The organism is Candidatus Synechococcus spongiarum (genome assembly GCF_900047545.1).
In the GTDB taxonomy this organism is placed as follows: Bacteria; Cyanobacteriota; Cyanobacteriia; order PCC-6307; family Cyanobiaceae; genus Synechococcus_B; species Synechococcus_B spongiarum_C.
This window is the reverse complement of record NZ_FITM01000108.1, coordinates 1-16,184: the sequence shown is the minus strand read 5'-3', so window position 1 is coordinate 16,184 and position 16,184 is coordinate 1. Positions and strand designations below refer to the sequence as shown.

General features: G+C 60.3%; 15 protein-coding genes and 1 tRNA gene. 9 read left to right on the top strand and 7 right to left on the bottom strand.

Going from position 1 to position 16,184, the window contains the following annotated elements; genetic code table 11:
- Positions 1 to 766: hypothetical protein (locus FLM9_RS07970; protein WP_218969739.1), on the top strand; the 766-nt coding region annotated here is incomplete at its 5' end.
- A 352-nt stretch (positions 767 to 1,118) separates the two neighbouring features.
- Here the strand turns inward: FLM9_RS07970 and FLM9_RS08140 are convergent.
- Positions 1,119 to 1,673: a hypothetical protein gene (locus FLM9_RS08140; protein ID WP_180365299.1), complete on the bottom strand. Its 555-nt coding sequence runs from the start codon at positions 1,671 to 1,673 to the stop codon at positions 1,119 to 1,121.
- Positions 1,674 to 1,868: 195 nt separating this feature from the next.
- Between FLM9_RS08140 and FLM9_RS04720 the strand changes: the two genes are divergently transcribed.
- Positions 1,869 to 3,956 (top strand): ankyrin repeat domain-containing protein, encoded by a 2,088-nt coding sequence (locus tag FLM9_RS04720; RefSeq protein ID WP_180365298.1) that lies wholly within the window; start codon positions 1,869 to 1,871, stop codon positions 3,954 to 3,956.
- Positions 3,957 to 4,000: 44 nt separating this feature from the next.
- Here FLM9_RS04720 and FLM9_RS04715 read toward each other — a convergent pair whose 3' ends face one another.
- Entirely contained in the window at positions 4,001 to 4,627 is a 627-nt protein-coding gene (locus FLM9_RS04715) for an alpha/beta hydrolase (protein WP_143324603.1), read from the bottom strand.
- A 55-nt stretch (positions 4,628 to 4,682) separates the two neighbouring features.
- Between FLM9_RS04715 and purH the strand changes: the two genes are divergently transcribed.
- On the top strand, positions 4,683 to 6,215 hold the full coding sequence (gene purH, locus FLM9_RS04710; protein WP_074457498.1) for a bifunctional phosphoribosylaminoimidazolecarboxamide formyltransferase/IMP cyclohydrolase: 1,533 nt from the start codon (positions 4,683 to 4,685) through the stop codon (positions 6,213 to 6,215).
- 74 nt (positions 6,216 to 6,289) lie between these two features.
- Positions 6,290 to 6,751: a DUF4079 domain-containing protein gene (locus FLM9_RS04705; RefSeq protein WP_074457489.1), complete on the top strand. Its 462-nt coding sequence runs from the start codon at positions 6,290 to 6,292 to the stop codon at positions 6,749 to 6,751.
- Between the two features lie 3 nt (positions 6,752 to 6,754).
- Here the strand turns inward: FLM9_RS04705 and FLM9_RS04700 are convergent, their stop codons facing one another.
- The 3 genes from FLM9_RS04700 to sfsA all read right to left on the bottom strand — a co-directional run bounded on the left by FLM9_RS04700 (position 6,755) and on the right by sfsA (position 10,552).
- A complete protein-coding gene (locus FLM9_RS04700; RefSeq protein WP_074457497.1) occupies positions 6,755 to 7,972 on the bottom strand; it encodes a 4-hydroxy-3-methylbut-2-enyl diphosphate reductase in 1,218 nt (405 codons plus the stop codon).
- Positions 7,973 to 8,164: 192 nt separating this feature from the next.
- Entirely contained in the window at positions 8,165 to 9,631 is a 1,467-nt protein-coding gene (locus tag FLM9_RS04695) for an ammonium transporter (protein WP_257243008.1), read from the bottom strand.
- A 141-nt stretch (positions 9,632 to 9,772) separates the two neighbouring features.
- Entirely contained in the window at positions 9,773 to 10,552 is a 780-nt protein-coding gene (gene sfsA, locus FLM9_RS04690) for a DNA/RNA nuclease SfsA (protein ID WP_074457487.1), read from the bottom strand.
- A gap of 49 nt (positions 10,553 to 10,601) precedes the next feature.
- Between sfsA and murJ the strand changes: the two genes are divergently transcribed.
- Complete coding sequence (gene murJ, locus FLM9_RS04685) at positions 10,602 to 12,272, top strand: murein biosynthesis integral membrane protein MurJ (protein WP_074457486.1); 1,671 nt, start codon at positions 10,602 to 10,604, stop codon at positions 12,270 to 12,272.
- Positions 12,273 to 12,311: 39 nt separating this feature from the next.
- Here murJ and FLM9_RS04680 read toward each other — a convergent pair whose 3' ends face one another.
- Positions 12,312 to 12,563, bottom strand: a complete 252-nt coding sequence (locus FLM9_RS04680) for a cytochrome-c oxidase (protein ID WP_074457496.1) — start codon at positions 12,561 to 12,563, stop codon at positions 12,312 to 12,314.
- 85 nt (positions 12,564 to 12,648) lie between these two features.
- Entirely contained in the window at positions 12,649 to 12,918 is a 270-nt protein-coding gene (locus FLM9_RS04675; RefSeq protein WP_306806790.1) for a hypothetical protein, read from the bottom strand.
- Between the two features lie 109 nt (positions 12,919 to 13,027).
- On the opposite strand from FLM9_RS04675, the gene FLM9_RS04670 reads away from it, so the two are divergent.
- From FLM9_RS04670 to FLM9_RS04655, 4 genes are all read left to right on the top strand, one after another.
- A tRNA-Arg gene (locus tag FLM9_RS04670) sits at positions 13,028 to 13,101 on the top strand.
- A 105-nt stretch (positions 13,102 to 13,206) separates the two neighbouring features.
- Positions 13,207 to 14,466, top strand: a complete 1,260-nt coding sequence (gene glyA / locus FLM9_RS04665; protein ID WP_074457494.1) for a serine hydroxymethyltransferase — start codon at positions 13,207 to 13,209, stop codon at positions 14,464 to 14,466.
- An 11-nt stretch (positions 14,467 to 14,477) separates the two neighbouring features.
- Positions 14,478 to 15,659: a glycosyltransferase family 4 protein gene (locus FLM9_RS04660; RefSeq protein WP_074457485.1), complete on the top strand. Its 1,182-nt coding sequence runs from the start codon at positions 14,478 to 14,480 to the stop codon at positions 15,657 to 15,659.
- On the top strand, positions 15,649 to 16,184 hold a 536-nt coding region (locus FLM9_RS04655; RefSeq protein ID WP_257243007.1), incomplete at its 3' end, for a molybdopterin-binding protein. The genes FLM9_RS04660 and FLM9_RS04655, both read left to right, overlap by 11 nt.

Genomic DNA, 16,184 nt, shown 5'->3' with positions numbered 1-16,184 from the left:
AAAGCCTACAGCCTGCCCCAATGGCCATCATCACTGCCAGCCTTTAACCATGACCACTCTAGCCTTCGTGATTCTGAGTAACGTCTTACTGGTGATCTTCTTAGGGTTGATCCTCTCACAATTACAAAAGCCATGGAAGTGGCATCTAAGAAATCTGGTAAAATCGAAATCAGGAAACCCGACCCAGGACGCTAGCCTACTAGAGATTCAGAACCAAATGGAAAAGCAGCAAAAACTGCTCCAGTATCTGAAACAGGATCAGCAAACCTTGTTGCGGAAGGTGGAAGACATGGAGCAAAGTATGAAAAGAATAGGACGGTTTCAACCTGCGGCTACTGCCCCACCGCCAAGGGTCATGGATAAACCTCAACCGACTCCCAGGCTGAGCCCAGCCAATTCTCTTGTTCAAGTTTTGGAGCAAGGTGGCGACCGAGCCGCTCTGGCGCGGTGGTCTGCAGTGAAGGTGAAAATCACTGCCGCCAGTCAAAACCGCATCTATCGTGGTGATATTGCCGGACTCGAGTTGGAGCCTGCCCAAGCCGGAGCCAGCTTTCTCGTTTTCCAGGTCAATGGCGAGAATCTGCTTGTCCCCAATCATGAAACTCTGGGGGTATTCCAGCGCTGTCAGACAGGGCACACTGGGCTGTTTGCGCTCAAGCGGCAACCGGCGCAACCAACTCCACAGGTCAGCAAACCTGCTCGGGTCCAGCCGCAAGGAAAGTTCTGGCGGGTGGTGGAGCAGGGGGAAGTTCTGATTCGTGGCTAAGGTCTTGCAGCTTCAGGGCACAGCCTGAAGTGTGTAGCTCCCCTCTATGCGCCCTTCAATCAGAGGGATTTCGCGATGACCAGAAACAGAAGTAAAATCAGGAAAAGAATGGCAAGACGAGGCAAGAAAAGCAGAAGGACAACAAAGACAATGAAGAGTAAGCAACCCATGCCCGGAGCGGTTGTGTCTCGAGTGAACCCTAGCCCTCAGGAGCTTGGTGAAAAAGTTCGCCAGGCCCTTTGAAACAGAGGGAAACATTGGGAACCCCCTCTTTGCCTCGATTCAGCCTTTGGGAAAGCTGTGGGAGGATGGTCTGCACCTCTCTCCACCAAAAGAGAGCAACGCGACCCGGTTACTTCGCCGTCCGGAGGCAATAGGTACCGAACCTGGGCCATCCCGGCGGGCAGAGGCGACCGACTCTCAACACCGCCTCCTGCTCCTGGTTGGGGGAGCCGAGGCAATAGTCTCCCCAAGGGGTAAAGCCTGTGGGGCAACCTCTGCCCACCCTCGTGATCACTGCACGACGCTTGTTGTCTGTAGGGATCATGCAGTAGTCCTGAGACGCAGACCAACCTTGGGGGCAGGTATCGCCAACCTTCTGCATGGCCTCCCGCCGATTGTTGGGCGTGCCGAGGCAGTAATTGCCCCAACCCGTAAAGCCCTGTGGGCAGACTCTGCCCACCTTCACAAGGGCCCCACGGGGATTGCCACTCTTGGCGGGAAGGCAGTAGCTGCCGGAGGCGACATAGCCTGAGAGGCAACGGCTGTGGTAGGGCAGCGGTCGTACGGGCTGCTGGGCCTGGGCGGGATGGATCGTGGCCAGGCAGGCAGCCATCAACACAGCCAACGGCCCCAACAAGGGTTGAGGGCAGACGGAAAGGCGCTGATGCGGGAGTGAGTTGGGCATGGGGAGCGCGGGGGATGGGAGGAAAGGCAGGGGGCTCATACACTATTTTTACCCGAAGAGCCAACTTCAGGGAACCTGGAAAAAGCCGGGGCACGGCGGATCAAGACTCGTTGCCAGGCCAGTTGAGGGGCAAAGGGCTCTTTCCAGGGGTTGACGACGGGATTGAGGAGGATGCTAAAGTCGGCAGAGTTCCTCTTGCAGGCCGGATCGAAAATGACTGCACTGACCGATGCAGCTCAAAAAGGCGACACGACAGTTGTCAGGGCCTTCATCGCTGCTGGCGCCGATCTGAACTCCAAAGATGCTGAGGCGACTCCTCTGCATCATGCAGCTAGAAGGGGTCATACAGACATTGCCAAGCTCCTCATTGATGCCGGCGCTGATGTGAATGCCCACGGCAGCACTGGTAGCCTGGGCCTGGACAGCACTGGTGGTTACCTCCGTGCCTCCTACCTCAAGGACACCCCCCTACACTCCGCAGCCAGAGGCGGGCATCTGGACATTGCCAAAGCTCTCACCGCCGCCGGCGCTGATCCTAATGCTCAGAATTATTATAAACGAACTCCTCTGCACTACGCAGCTGCGAGATCTGATGTGGGAGTGGGCAAAATTCTTGTTTATAGTGGTGCCCATATAAATTCCAAAGATATAAATCAAAATAATCCGATGGATCTTGCATACAAGGACGTATGTGATAAGTATTTTAGTGAGTATGATAGGGATCTTAATAATGATAAGACAGTATCTTCTTCGGATTCAATAGATAAATTTAAAACATTTAGAACAGAAGTTGCCAAAGCCTTTCTTGAGGCCAGTGATCGTGCCAAGGTCTCAAATAAGGAGAGCAAAATTCCAACAGATCCTGCGACCAAGAAGAATCCAACAGAAGCTGTCAAGGTTTCCGTTGATACCGTTGGTGATCTCAATACCACCGATGCTGACGGGAGGACTGCCCTACACGTCGCGGCGAAGAGAGGTCAAACGGAGATCGTCAAGGCCCTCATTGAGGCTGGCGCCAATGTTGATGCCAAGGATGCCGAGGGCGATACCGCGCTGCACATTGTGGCAAAGAAAGGCCAAGCAGACGTTGCTCGGGCTCTCATCGAGGCCGGAGCAAATCCCAATGCCAAAGACGATGATCGCAATACACCTTTACATATTGCCGTGAAGAAGGGCCAAATAGATATTACCAGAGCTCTCCTTAAAGCTGGAGCGAACCTCGGTGCCAAGGACGATAATGACGATACACCACTACACGCTGCAGCCAAAAGAGGTCAAGCCGAAGTTCTCAAGATTCTGATTGAGGCTGGAGCGAATCTCAATGCCAAGGACGATAACGACAATACCCCTCTGCACATTGCCATAAAGAGAGATCAAAACGATGTTGTCAAGATTCTGATTGAGGCTGGAGCGAATCTCAATGCCAAGGACGATAACGGCAATACTCCTCTACACATTGCCATAAAGAAAGGTCAAAATGATGTTGTCAAGGCTCTGATTGAGGCTGATGCTTCTATCGATACCACGAACAAAAACGGCCTTACCCCTCTTGACATTGCGGAGACAATGGAAAATCTGAATTTGATACAGATACTTGGAGCGCAGCTATCTACAGAGATAAAATACATTGCTGATTCAAGTAGGACCCACTCGGATTCAACGATCATTTTCACGGCCTTATTCACAGCACTTGGATATCTTGCTAAAGTTGACGGAAAGATTTGCTCCCAAGAGATTGAATTTGTGACAAGCCTAATGGATGAAATGAAGCTGGCTCCAGAGCGTCGCCGTCAAGCGGAGAATTTGTTCCGTCTAGGGAAGCAAAAATTGGATGTTGATTTAGATAATCTTATGACAGACTTGCAAAACAGTTGCAATGCCAATCCTGAGCTTCTCAATGTTTTCGTAATGAGCTTAGTACAATTTGCCTATTCAGATAAAGACTTCAGCCGTCAGGAAAAACTCTCTATTGGAAGAATAGCTGCACAACTCAATCTTAGTCAAGCTGATATTGATAGCATTGAGGCAGCAGTCCGTACCCAATTCCGACCCATGAATGCCTCTCTCGATCTACAGGAAGCCTATAAAATCATCGGAATTTCTCCTGCTACCACTGCTTCAAATGATGAGATTAAGAAAGTTTATCGTAATCTCATGAAGCTTTACCATCCAGATACCTTTAAATCGAAAAACCTATCTGAAGACATGCTGCGACTTTTTGAAAAACGTACCCAAGTATTCACCATCGCTTATGAAAAGATCAGAAAAGTGCGATCATTTTAACGGCAGCAACTCCTGCGGCAACACAGAAAAGCGCACAATCTCAACTACCTGGATCCCCCAGGTGTGGGCATGAAACACCGCACAAGAAACTGACGGACGGGCGTCAAGGCTTCGGGCGGAATGGTGTGTTCACCCGTGAAGCTTTGCAGCGTAACCTCGCACCCCTGCGCCTCCAGCACTGCCTGCAACTGAAGACTGGCTTGCAGGGGAACCACCGGGTCGCTCTGGCCGTGGATCAGCAGAACTGGCGCCTGAAGTCCCTGTAGCGAGTTCTGGCCATGGGGATACCCGCTGCACGCCACCACCCCCGCCAGGGGTTTATCAACAGCGGCTTCCAGGGCCATGGCGGCGCCCTGGGAAAAGCCCAGCAAGGCGGTTTGTTGCCATGGGTGCTCTTGTTGCAGGCGGACCAGATGGTGGTTGATGTGGTCCAGAGCCTTGGGCACCCCGGGCCATCCCTGCGCTTCCGCCTCCTGGGTCAGGGGATACCACTGCCGCCCGCCGGGCACATGGGGGTGAGGCTCCGGAGCCTCCAAGGCCACTACGTCCCCCAGACCCTCCATGAGATGCAGGCCAAGAGGCAGCAGGTCCCTGCTGTTGGCGCCCCAGCCATGGAGGAGGACCAATCGACCAACTCCGGGCTTGCCCCGCCGCACCATCTGCTCAGCCACAGCCCACTGTCTTGTTGTGGCTCTTCTCTAGCATGGGCCTTGTCCGGATATGCCCATGGCTCCCACTGCACTGCTCAGCGTCTCCGATAAAACCGGCCTGGTGCATTTGGCCACAGCCTTACAGCGGCGCCATGGCTTCCGGTTGATCTGCAGTGGGGGAACGGCCCAGCTCTTGCGGCAGGACGGGGGCTTGACGGTCACCACCGTGGCTGAACATACCGGCGCTCCCGAAATCCTCAACGGTCGCGTCAAAACGCTGCACCCACGCATCCACGGCGGCATCCTGGCGGAGCGCCACAAGCCGGAACACCGGGAGGACCTGCAACGCCAGGGCATCCCCACCATTGATCTGGTGGTGGTGAACCTCTACCCCTTTGAAGCTACGGTGGCGGATGCCACGGTGGCTTGGGAGCAGGCCGTTGAGGTGATTGATATTGGCGGCCCGGCCATGCTCAGGGCCGCCGCCAAAAACCATGCCCACGTCAGTGTGCTGACGGCCCCCAGTCAATATGAACCCTTCCTGGAGGCCCTGGCCGCCGGTGGCCCGGATCTTCAGCAGCGCCGCCGCCTGGCCTTGGCCGCCTTTCGGCATTCCGCCCACTATGACGCTGCCGTCAGTCAGTGGTTTGGCGCCCAACTGGAGGAGTCGGAGCCGTTGCAGTTGACCCTGCCCCGGCGCCAGCGCTTGCGCTACGGGGAAAACCCTCATCAGAGCGCCCTCTGGTACGGGGACTCTCGGGCCGGCTGGGGCGCGGCGCGGCAACTCCAGGGCAAGCAACTGAGCTTTAACAACCTGCTGGACCTGGACGCCGCCCTCGCCAGTGTGCAGGACTTTCCGCCGCCGCAGGCGGCCGCTGTGGTGGTGAAGCACACCAATCCCTGTGGCGTGGCCACCGGAGTTGATCCGGCCACGGCGCTGCAGCGGGCCTTGGCGGCGGATGCTGTGTCCGCCTTTGGCAGCGTTGTGGCCGTGAACCAGCCCCTGGATGCCGCCGCCGCCGCTCAGTTGGCCGCCATCTTTGTGGAGTGCGTGGTGGCCCCCGGGGTCTCGGCGGAGGCGCTGGCGTGTCTGGCACCCAAGCCCAATCTGCGTCTTCTCGTCCTGGAGCAGGCGGCAGTGGCTGGCGCATCCGGGCAACAACTCCGCACCATCCTGGGGGGTGTTCTGGTGCAGCAGCGGGATCAGCAGCCGGTGGACCGTTCCACCTGGCAGGTGGTCAGCACGGCACAACCCGATGCCACGCTCCTGGCGGAGTTGGACTTTGCCTGGCGGGTGGTGCGTCATGTGCGCTCCAACGCCATTGTGGTATCCAAGGATCAGCAGACCCTCGGCATTGGTGCGGGGCAGATGAACCGCGTTGGTGCGGCGGAGTTGGCCCTAGCGGCTGCCGGAGAGAACACCCACGGCGCCGTCCTGGCCAGTGACGGCTTTTTCCCCTTCTCCGATACGGTGCAGCTTGCGGCCAATGCCGGCATCCGCGCCCTGATTCAGCCCGGTGGCAGCAAGCGGGATGAGGACTCTATTGCGGCTTGCAATGCCCATGGTTTGGTGATGATCTGCACCGGGCGCCGCCACTTTCTCCATTAGCGTTTGTGCCGCAAGGCACACGGCAAGGGGTAAGCCCCTAGCCTGAACCAGCAGACCATGCCCCTGACGCTGCCATGCCGGAGACCGTTGGCTTCAGCCTCAACTTCATTCACCCCTTGATGATGTGGTCACTGCTGGCCTTGAGTGGCTATGCCCTGTTCCTGGGCATCCGCAGCAAGAAGCTGCGCACCACACAGGATGCCGAGTTGCGCAAACAACTAGCCAAGAGCAAGGTGAGCCAGCGTCACTTCCTTGTTGGATCGCTTGTTCTGGCATTGATGGTGCTGGGCACCTTCCTCGGCATGGGGGTGACCTACCTCAATAACGGCAAACTGTTTGTGGGTCCCCATCTGCTGGCGGGCGCAGCCATGGCCTGCATGATTGCCCTGGCCGCAGGGCTGGCGCCCCTGATGCAGCGGGGTAACGTGGTGGCGAGAAAAGCCCATGTGGGGCTGAATATGGGCGTCATGACTCTCTTCCTCTGGCAAGCCCTGACGGGCATGGAGATCGTCAACAGGATTTGGGTGAATCGCTGAGGCTCAGAACCTCTCGTCGGGGGAGCCGTCATTGGCAATCTCGAACAGAGCGCGAATGGTTTCCCCCACAACCCGGTCAGGGGTGGACGCACCCGAGGTGACCCCCACGGTGATGTTCCCTTCGGGCAGGAAGGGGGAGAGGCGCTCCAGATTTTGACCCAGGGGCTTGTGTTCGATGGCGTTGCCCGGACCAATGCGCTCGGGAGCGTCGATGTGGAGGGAGAGAATGCCCCGCTCCATAGCGATTTCCTGTAGATGGGTGGTGTTGGAGGAGTTGTAGCCGCCGATGACAACCATCAGGTCCAGCTTTTCCTCCACCAGGGAAAACATGGCGTCCTGACGCTCCTGGGTGGCGTCACAGATGGTGTTAAAGGCCAGAAAGTGTTCCTTGAGGGACGTGGGACCGTAGCGACGCAACAGGGCCTGCTCAAACAGTCGGCCAATGGCTTCTGTTTCCGTCTTCAGCATGGTGGTTTGATTGGCCACCCCCAACCGGACCAGATCCCTGTCCGGATCGAACTCAAGGGAGCAGGCATGTTTGAAGCGCTCCAGAAAGGCCTGGCGATCCCCGCCCGAGAGGATGTAGTCACACACCACACGGGCTTCCTCCAGGTTCAGCACCACCAGGTAGGTGCCGGCAAAGGAGCTGGTGGCCAGGGTTTCTTCGTGCTTCACCTTGCCGTGGATGATGGAGGTGAAGTCCCTCTTCTTGTGGCGCTCCACGGCGCTCCACACTTTGGACACCCAGGGACAGGTGGTGTCCACAATGGTGCATTGGCGCTGGTTGAGGAGTTGCATCTCGTCCACCGTGGCGCCAAAGGCGGGCAGAATCACCACGTCCCCCTGCTCCACCGCTGAAAAGTCCTTGCGCCCCTCCATGATCGGCACGAACAACACCCCCATCTGGCGCAGATGGCGGTTGACCGAGGGATTATGGATAATCTCGTTGGTGATCCAGATGCGCTCCTTGGGGAAGTGGCGCCGGGTCTCGTAGGCCATGGCCACAGCCCGCTCCACCCCCCAGCAGAAACCAAACGCCTCAGCCAGGTGAATGGTGAGACGACCCTGGGTGAGTTTGTCGTTGTTGGCGCGAATCTGCTGGATCAGGTCGCATTGATAGGCGTTTTCCAGGGTGCTGGCCACCTCGTTGGCTCGACCAAAGCCACGCCGGTTGTAGTTGTTGGAGTGGTGGAGTGTGCGGCGGAACGCCTGGGTATCAATGGTTTCAGCCACAGCAGCACAAGGTGATGGTTGAGCAGTGTATGGGCAGAGCAAGAGAAAAGGCCCTGGACCAGGATAATCCAGAGCCTTTTCTGATGGGAGGCTGACCAGCGGGGGCTGGAGCAGCAATTGAATGCCGAGCCGGAGCCGAACGCAAAGAAACCGGGTTCAAGCTGGTCGGCTCAAACCGCTTCAACTGTTGCTGGATGCAAAATCCGGGTAGGCCTCCATGCCGTGCTCGCCAATGTCCAGACCGGTGAGTTCCTCGTCTTCGGTCACCCGGATGCCGCCGAAGATGGCGCCAATCACCTTCCAGGCGATAAAGCAGGTCACCACGGTCCAGATGCCGTAGGCCAGCACACCCACGATCTGATAACCCAGTTGGGCAAAGCCACCACCGTTGAGCAGGCCGATACCAGCGGGGGGGACTCCTCCAGCACCCATATCCATACCTTCCACGCCCCAGAGGCCGATCACCAGTGTGCCCCAGATACCGCAGGTGCCGTGAACCGAGAAGGCGCCGACGGGGTCGTCAATGCCCATGCCGTCCAGAACGCCGACGGAGACCACCACGATGAGGCCGCCGATGAAGCCAGCCACCCACGAACCCACCAGGGTCATGTTGCCGCAACCGGCGGTGATGCTCACCAAGCCCGCCAGGATGCCATTGATGATCATGGTCAGATCCGGCTTGCCGGAGGTGATCTTGGAGAGTAGGGCCGCGCCAATGCCGCCGCCAGCAGCCGCCAGGGTGGTGGTCACCGCCACAAAGGGTACGTACTGGTCCATGGCCAGTTGAGAGCCGGGGTTAAAGCCGTACCAGCCAATCCAGAGCACCAGGCAGCCCAGGGTGGCGATCCCCATGTTGTGGCCAGGCATGGCCTGGGCTTGACCGTTGAGAAACTTGCCGATCCTGGGACCCAGGAGGGCAGCGCCCACAACACCGGCCCAGGCGCCCACGGAGTGAACGATAGAGGAGCCGGCAAAATCAATAAAGCCCATCTCGGAGAGCCAGCCGCCGTTCCACTGCCAGCTTCCGGAGATGGGGTAAATGATTCCGGTGAGCACCAGGGAGAAGATCACGAACTCGCCAAACTTGATGCGCTCCGCCACCAGCCCGGAAACGATGGTGGCAGCCGTACCGGCAAAGGCGGACTGGAAGAGGAAGTCCACCGTCGGCACCAGTCCTGCCTCGGCGATGGTCTCCGGCGAGACGTAAGGATCAAAGAAGAGCCCGTTGAAATAGAGCCATCCATTGGCGACGGCATTCCCGTACATGATGGAGTAACCGATCAGCCAGTAGGAACTCACCGCCAGGGCGAACACGAACAAGTTCTTCGACAGGATGTTGACGGCGTTCTTCTGCCGGCACATCCCCGCCTCCACCATGGCGAAGCCCGCATTCATGAAGATAACGAGGATGGTGGCGATCAGCAACCAGAGATTGTTGGCCAGGAAGGCGGCGCTGATTTCCGGCGCAGCGGCCTCCATTGTTTCCTGGGCCTTGGCGGCAAGATTGAACAAGCCCAAGCCCATCAAGCTCAAGGGCACACAGGCCAACCAGGCCAGCCGGTTGAGAGAACCCTTCGTGATGAACTCAGTAAGCTGAGCGACACCGTTGTATAGGCTCTTCTGTGCCAACTGCTGGGCCGCAGTCATGCGCGGGCGATGCATTGCAAGCGTCATACAAAGAAAAAAGCACGTGCAAAGAGAAGAGTCGTCGGCGAATGTCGCCAACTCTTTTGCCACATTGCAAGCCTATAGAAAGAAGTTTTGTAGCTACTGCTACAAGATTCCACGTCATTTCCCTGGGACGGGGGTGTCAGGCTGACGATCCAGAACCGTTGCCAGGCCACACCAGTCCACGCCATCCGGTCGGTGGGAAAAGCGCGGTGCATACACCTCCACTCCGGCGGTGCGCGCCATGCGGAACAGCTTTCCATAGCGGGGATCGGCCCGGTCACCGGGGGCGAAGTCGGTGCAGTCGCTGCGATTCACACAGAACAGAAGCACGGCCCGGGCTGTGGGCAGCATGTCCATGAGGTCTTGCAGGTGCTTCTGGCCCCGGGTGGTCTCCGTATCGGGAAACAAGGCCACCGGCCCCTCGCTCCAGGTGGTGTTCTTGATCTCCACGTAGACAGGGCGCTCGCCCCCCTCCAGCAACAGGTCAATGCGGCTCTTCTTCTGGCGGCCGTAGGTCACCTCGCGGCGGATGGTTGCGTGGGCGCCAAGCTGGGGATCCAGCCTTCCCTGGCGAATCACCTGCTCCAGGAGGCGGTTGGGCAGGGCGGTGTTGATGCCCACCCACTCGGGCTGCCCCCCATGACCACAGACCTGAATCTGCTCCCAGGTCCAGGCCAGTTTGCGGTGGGGACTGGGGTCATGGCGGATGCGCACCGGGGATCCCACCTGACAGACGCCGGTCATGGGACCCGTATTGGGGCAATGGGCCGTCACCTCCGTCCCGTCGGTCAGCTGCACGTCCGCCAGAAAACGCCGATAGCGCCGCAGCAGGATCCCTTCGCTGAGGGGTGCAAAGGACAGCACTTGGCGCGACGTCTCCATCTCTGTCCGACTCATTCCTGGTCCCTTTGCGCACCTAACTATCCTGCCCCAGTGTCAGCCTCCCATGGTCCAACCCCCACCTGCGCGTTCCCTCGGCCAGATCGGGCTGATTGTCGGCGCCGCCACCAGCCTGAGCAAACTAGGTGGACTGGTGCGCCAGTTGGCTCTGGCGGCAGCCTTCGGCATTGGCCCGGCCTACGACGCCTATAACTACGCCTACGTGGTGCCCGGATTCCTGTTGATCCTGCTGGGGGGGATTAACGGACCCTTCCACAGCGCCATGGTCTCGGTGCTGGCCAAGAGAGACCGTCAACAGGCCCGACAACTGCTGGAGACCATCAACACCATGGTGGCCACGGTGCTCCTGCTGGTGACCGTGGCGCTGGTGTTGGGTGCCGACCTCGTGATTGACGTCACAGTGCCTGGGCTGGCCCTGGCGGGGAAGGAGACCACTCGCCAGTTGGCGGTGGTTCAGGTGCGGCTCATGGCGCCCCTGGCTTTGCTGGCCGGGCTGGTGGGTCTCGGCTTTGGCGCTCTCAATGCAGCGGATGCATTCTGGCTTCCTTCCCTCAGCCCCCTCCTTTCCAGTGGGGCGGTTCTGGCTGGGTTGGGCTGGCTGTGGTGGAGGCTGGGGGCAGATATGGGCGCCCCTGACCAGGCCCTGCTGGGGGGCATCGTTCTTGGTCTCTCCACCACGGTCGGCGGGCTCTTGCAGTGGCTGGTGCAACTGCCAGCCATGGGTCGCCTGGGGTTGGGCTGGCCACGGCTGCGCTGGCGTTGGCGGGATAGGGGGGTATGGGAGGTGCTGCGGGTCATGGGTCCTGCCACCTTGTCCTCGGGGATGCTCTACATCGCCGTCTTTACGGACCTGTTCTTCGCCTCTCTTCTGCCCCGGCAGGGGGTAGCTGCGGGGCTGACGTACGCCAATCTCCTGGTGCAAACCCCACTGGGCATTGTCTCCAGCATGGTGCTGTTGCCGTTGCTGCCGGCCCTGTCCCGTCTGGTGCGGGCCAGGGATGGCGAGGGCTTCCGCAGGCAACTGCGCTGGGGTCTCATGGTGAGCATTGCCGCCATGCTGCCCATGGGCGCCCTGCTCATGGTGCTAGCAGAACCACTGATCCGCACCATCTACGGCCATGGCGCCTTTGACAGCCAGGCAGCGGAACTGGTGGGCGCCCTGCTGGTGGCCTATGGACTAGGGATGCCCGCCTACCTGGCCAGGGACGTGTTGGTGCGGTCCTTCTATGCCTTGGAAGATGCCGTCACCCCCTTCCGGGTGTCAGCGGTGAGCATCGGTCTCAACGTTGTGCTGGATTGGGGTCTCACAGGGGGACCGACCCCGGCGGGACCGGTGCTGCCCTTCAGTTTTGGGGCGCCGGGGCTGGTGCTGGCCACCATGGGGGTGAACATGATCGCAGCCCTGGTGCTGATGATCCGCCTGAAAGCGCATGAGCTGTCGCTACCTTGGCGGCCGCTGCTGCGGGATGGCCTGGCGCTGCTGCTGGCCACAGGCGCGGGGAGCCTGGCGGCCGCGCTGACAAGTCGGTTGGTGGCCTGGCCACGGGGATTTGTGGGTGGGGTGTTGGAACTCCTTGTCTCCGCTGGTCTGGGTGTGGTGAGTTACGTCCTTCTGGCCCAGCACCTGCGGGTGGCGGAAGCGGAGGAACTTCTGCAACTGCTGCGCCGCCGCCTCAGGGGGTGCGCTGGCCCCGTCTCCGGCCCGGAAGCACGCTGACCGTTGCACATGAGCGTTGATGTTGCCGCTGACCGGGCCTCAGGGGATCACCTGTCGTTGCTCCCGCAATTTGAGGGAAACCTCCAGGCGACTTCCCATGAGTTCCATGCCCTCCACGGACAGGATCCTGGCCTCGATGCCAAAGGATTTGAAGGCCGTCTCCAATTCTTGAATCACGGCTTTCTCCACCTCCGCCTCATGGTCGAGAACCCGACCAATCAGGCGATCTCCCAGTGGCCCAATGCGCTTGCGCAGCACCTCGCGGGTATTGATGATCTCAATGACCAGCATGACGACCATGTCGTTGCCGTCCAACCCTATCGGCAACCCTGGCTCCTGGCTTCCGCGCCGGTCAACCGGGCTTGCCGACGGCGCCTCAGCGCAGCCGCCGCTGCACCACAATCGCCAGATGGACCAGCAGGGCCAGGAGCCACGCCAGGCTGAACCAGCCCAGGCGGGGCCAGGGATGTCGCAACAACTGCGTGAACCAGAGGCCGGAATTGAGGGCAGCGTAGAGGGCCCCGTGCAGGGCCAGGTTGACCCGCCGCTCCAGATCCTGATAGCGGGGATCCGTGGGGTCAGGCTCACCGAGCCAACGTAAGGGCATGGCCAGGGCAACAAACAACGGCGTCTTCCATTGTTTCAAGACTTGCCCTCAGCCGTGGCGTCGCCCCGGACTTGACGACTGGAACCCGTTGGGTGCATAATGCATTGCTGCCGGGTTGCCGTCAGGCTCCTGGGCACCGCTGACGGCTGGGCTTGTAGCTCAGTGGATCAGAGCACCTGACTACGGATCAGGGTGTCGGGAGTTCGAATCTCTCCAGGCCCGTTCAGCCCTCCCTGGCCGCCCCCACAGGCGGCTTCGGTGTCTTCAGGGGTGCGGTGGGATTTCCATGTTTCCTACCATCGGCAGAGCACCCCATGGAAAGCCTTGTTGAGCCCGACCACGAGCGTCGTCCGTAACCGCCCACTGCTGGAGAGTGATCCGAACCTGGCCCACCTCATTGGCCAGGAGGAGCGCCGCCAGCAGGACCACATTGAACTGATCGCCAGCGAGAACTTCGCCTCCAGGGCTGTGATGGAGGCCCAGGGAACAGTCCTCACCAACAAGTACGCGGAGGGGTTGCCCGGGAAGCGCTATTATGGCGGTTGTGAGCACATCGACGCTGTGGAGTCCCTGGCCATCAGCCGGGCCAAGCGGCTTTTCAAGGCGGAGTGGGCCAACGTGCAGCCCCACAGCGGCGCCCAGGCCAATTTCGCGGTGCTGCTGGCACTGCTCAAGCCGGGGGACACCATCCTGGCCCTGGACCTGTCCCATGGCGGCCACCTGACCCACGGTTCACCGGTGAATGTTTCCGGTAAATGGTTCCGGGCTGTGCATTACGGCGTGGATCCGCACACTGAGCGCCTCGACTTTGCCGCCATTCGGCGACTGGCCCTGGAGTGCAAACCCCAACTCATCATTTGCGGCTTCTCGGCCTATCCCCGCGTCATCGATTTTGCTGCCTTCCGGGCCATTGCCGATGAAGTGGGGGCCTGGCTCCTGGCCGATATGGCCCACATTGCCGGGCTGGTGGCGGCGGCGGTCCACCCAAGCCCGCTGCCCCACTGCCATGTGGTGACCACCACCACCCACAAAACCCTGCGGGGTCCCCGGGGAGGCCTGATCCTGTGCAACGATCCGGATCGGGGCAAGTTGCTGGATAAGGCTGTGTTCCCGGGTTGTCAGGGGGGACCGCTGGAGCACGTGATCGCCGCCAAAGCCGCGGCCCTGGGAGAGGCTCTGGATCCAGGCTTCCGCCGCTACGCCCAACAGGTGGTGACCAATGCACAGGCCATGGCCCAGCGTCTGCAGGAGCGTGGCCTACGGTTGGTGTCAGGGGGAACGGACAACCATCTGATACTGGTGGACGTGCGCTCCCTGGGCATGACCGGGAAACGGGCCGATGCCTTGATCAGCGAGATGAACATGGCCGTCAATAAAAACACTATCCCCTTTGATCCTGAATCCCCCTTTGTCACCAGCGGGATCCGCCTGGGTACCGCCGCCATGACGACACGGGGTTTTGGTGCGGAAGCGTTCCAACAGGTGGCGGAGGTGATTGCGGATCGCCTCCGGAACCCGGACAGTGAAGAGGTGCTCCACCGTTGCCGCCGGCGCGTGGAGGAACTGTGTCGTCGTTTTCCGTTGTAAGTCCTGTGCCCATGGTCTCTCCCAGCGCTGCCAACCCCTGGAGTTTCAGCCTGTTGGTGTTCGGCCTTTCCATGCTGATCACCACCTTGCTGGCGCCAGTTGTGCGGGTGGTGGGGTTGCAGTTTGGCCTCACTGACCGGCCCGATACCCGCAAGCAGCACAAAACACCCATCGTGCGCATCGGGGGCATCGCCATGGTGCTGGGATTTACGCTGGCCCTCGCCGTGACCTGGGCCTGCGGGGCCTTTGGCGTCCTGCCCAGGAATCAGGAGATGCTCATCTGGGCAGCCATCTGGGGATCCCTGGCGTTTTTCTGCATCGGCCTGGCCGACGATCTGCTCTCGTTGCCTCCCCTACCCCGGCTCTCCACGCAGTTTCTGGTGGCAACGGTGGTGTGGGAAGCGGGCATCCGCATCACCGCCGTGAACCTGCATCTGGGGGGCCAAGTACTGCAATTCTCCACGGGTTTCAGTTTGCTGGTGACGGTGTTGTGGCTGGTGGGCATCACCAACGCCATCAACTGGATTGACGGTCTGGACGGTTTGGCGGCAGGGGTGGGTGGCATCGCGGCGGTGGGCCTCACGGTTGTCACCTTCTGTGTGAACGACCAGGTGGCCCTGGCTCCCACCCTGCTGGCCGCCGCCCTGGCGGGAACCTGCCTGGGATTTTTGCGCCATAACCTGAACCCGGCCCAGATTTTCATGGGGGACGGGGGGTCCTATTTTCTCGGTTTTGCCTTGGCCTCCATCAGCATCATTGGGCCAGCCAAGGAGTTCACCGGGGTTAGCCTGCTGTTGCCCCTGATGATTCTCTTCCTGCCCCTGGCGGACATGTCCACCGTGGTGATGGGCCGGCTGCGGTCGGGTTGCTCCCCCTTCTACCCGGATCGACGTCATCTGCATCACCGGTTGCTACGGGCAGGGTTCAGCCACCGGCACACCGTCTTTCTGATCTATGCCGTCACCCAGTGGTTGGCCTGCCTGGCCCTGGTGGTGGCCAACGTGGGTAACCGCTTCCTCTGGCTGAGCCTGGCAACAGCCCTGCTCATCTGGCTGCTCCTGCGCAGTGGCCGGACCCAGGCGACGCCCCGGAGCCGTGGTGAAGACTCCAGGAATCGGGTGGCGGCCCATGGCGCCACAGCTCAACCCGCCAAGACGTTTGTGTCCCAACGCAACCCGGCCCATGGCCCCTGATCGGGACCACCCCCGGGAAGGGGCGGAGCTGCTCTGCATCGGTAGCGAACTGCTGCTGGGCAACATCCTCAACAGCAATGCCCGCTGGCTGGCGGAGGCCTTGGCGGCCCTGGGCATTCCTCATTTTCGCCAGACGGTGGTGGGGGACAACAGCCAACGGCTGCAGGAGGCGGTGCGGGAGGCAAGTGGCCGCTGTCAGTTGCTCATGACCACCGGTGGCCTGGGTCCCACCAGTGATGATCTCACCACCCAGGCCATTGCCGATTGCTTTGGTCAATCCTTGGAGTTGCGAGAGGACGTGCTGGCCACCATCACGGCCCGCTACAAGGCTAGAGGGCAGCCGATCCCCGCCAGCAACCGCAAGCAGGCCCTGCTGCCCAAGGGCGCCACGGTCATCCCCAATCCCACCGGCACCGCGCCGGGCATGATCTGGGAGCCGCGGCCGGGCTTTGTGATTCTCACCTTCCCCGGTGTGCCCGCTGAACTCCACGCCATGTGGCGGCAAACCGCCGTGCCCTGGCTGCG

Coding starts and splice junctions, on each gene's coding strand:
- FLM9_RS04695 (WP_257243008.1), bottom strand. CDS start 9,631: ATGACTGCGGCCCAGCAGTTGGCACAGAAGAGCCTATACAACGGTGTC.
- FLM9_RS04705 (WP_074457489.1), top strand. CDS start 6,290: ATGCCGGAGACCGTTGGCTTCAGCCTCAACTTCATTCACCCCTTGATG.
- purH (WP_074457498.1), top strand. CDS start 4,683: ATGGCTCCCACTGCACTGCTCAGCGTCTCCGATAAAACCGGCCTGGTG.
- FLM9_RS04660 (WP_074457485.1), top strand. CDS start 14,478: ATGGTCTCTCCCAGCGCTGCCAACCCCTGGAGTTTCAGCCTGTTGGTG.
- murJ (WP_074457486.1), top strand. CDS start 10,602: ATGGTCCAACCCCCACCTGCGCGTTCCCTCGGCCAGATCGGGCTGATT.
- FLM9_RS08140 (WP_180365299.1), bottom strand. CDS start 1,673: ATGCCCAACTCACTCCCGCATCAGCGCCTTTCCGTCTGCCCTCAACCC.
- sfsA (WP_074457487.1), bottom strand. CDS start 10,552: ATGAGTCGGACAGAGATGGAGACGTCGCGCCAAGTGCTGTCCTTTGCA.
- FLM9_RS04680 (WP_074457496.1), bottom strand. CDS start 12,563: ATGCTGGTCATTGAGATCATCAATACCCGCGAGGTGCTGCGCAAGCGC.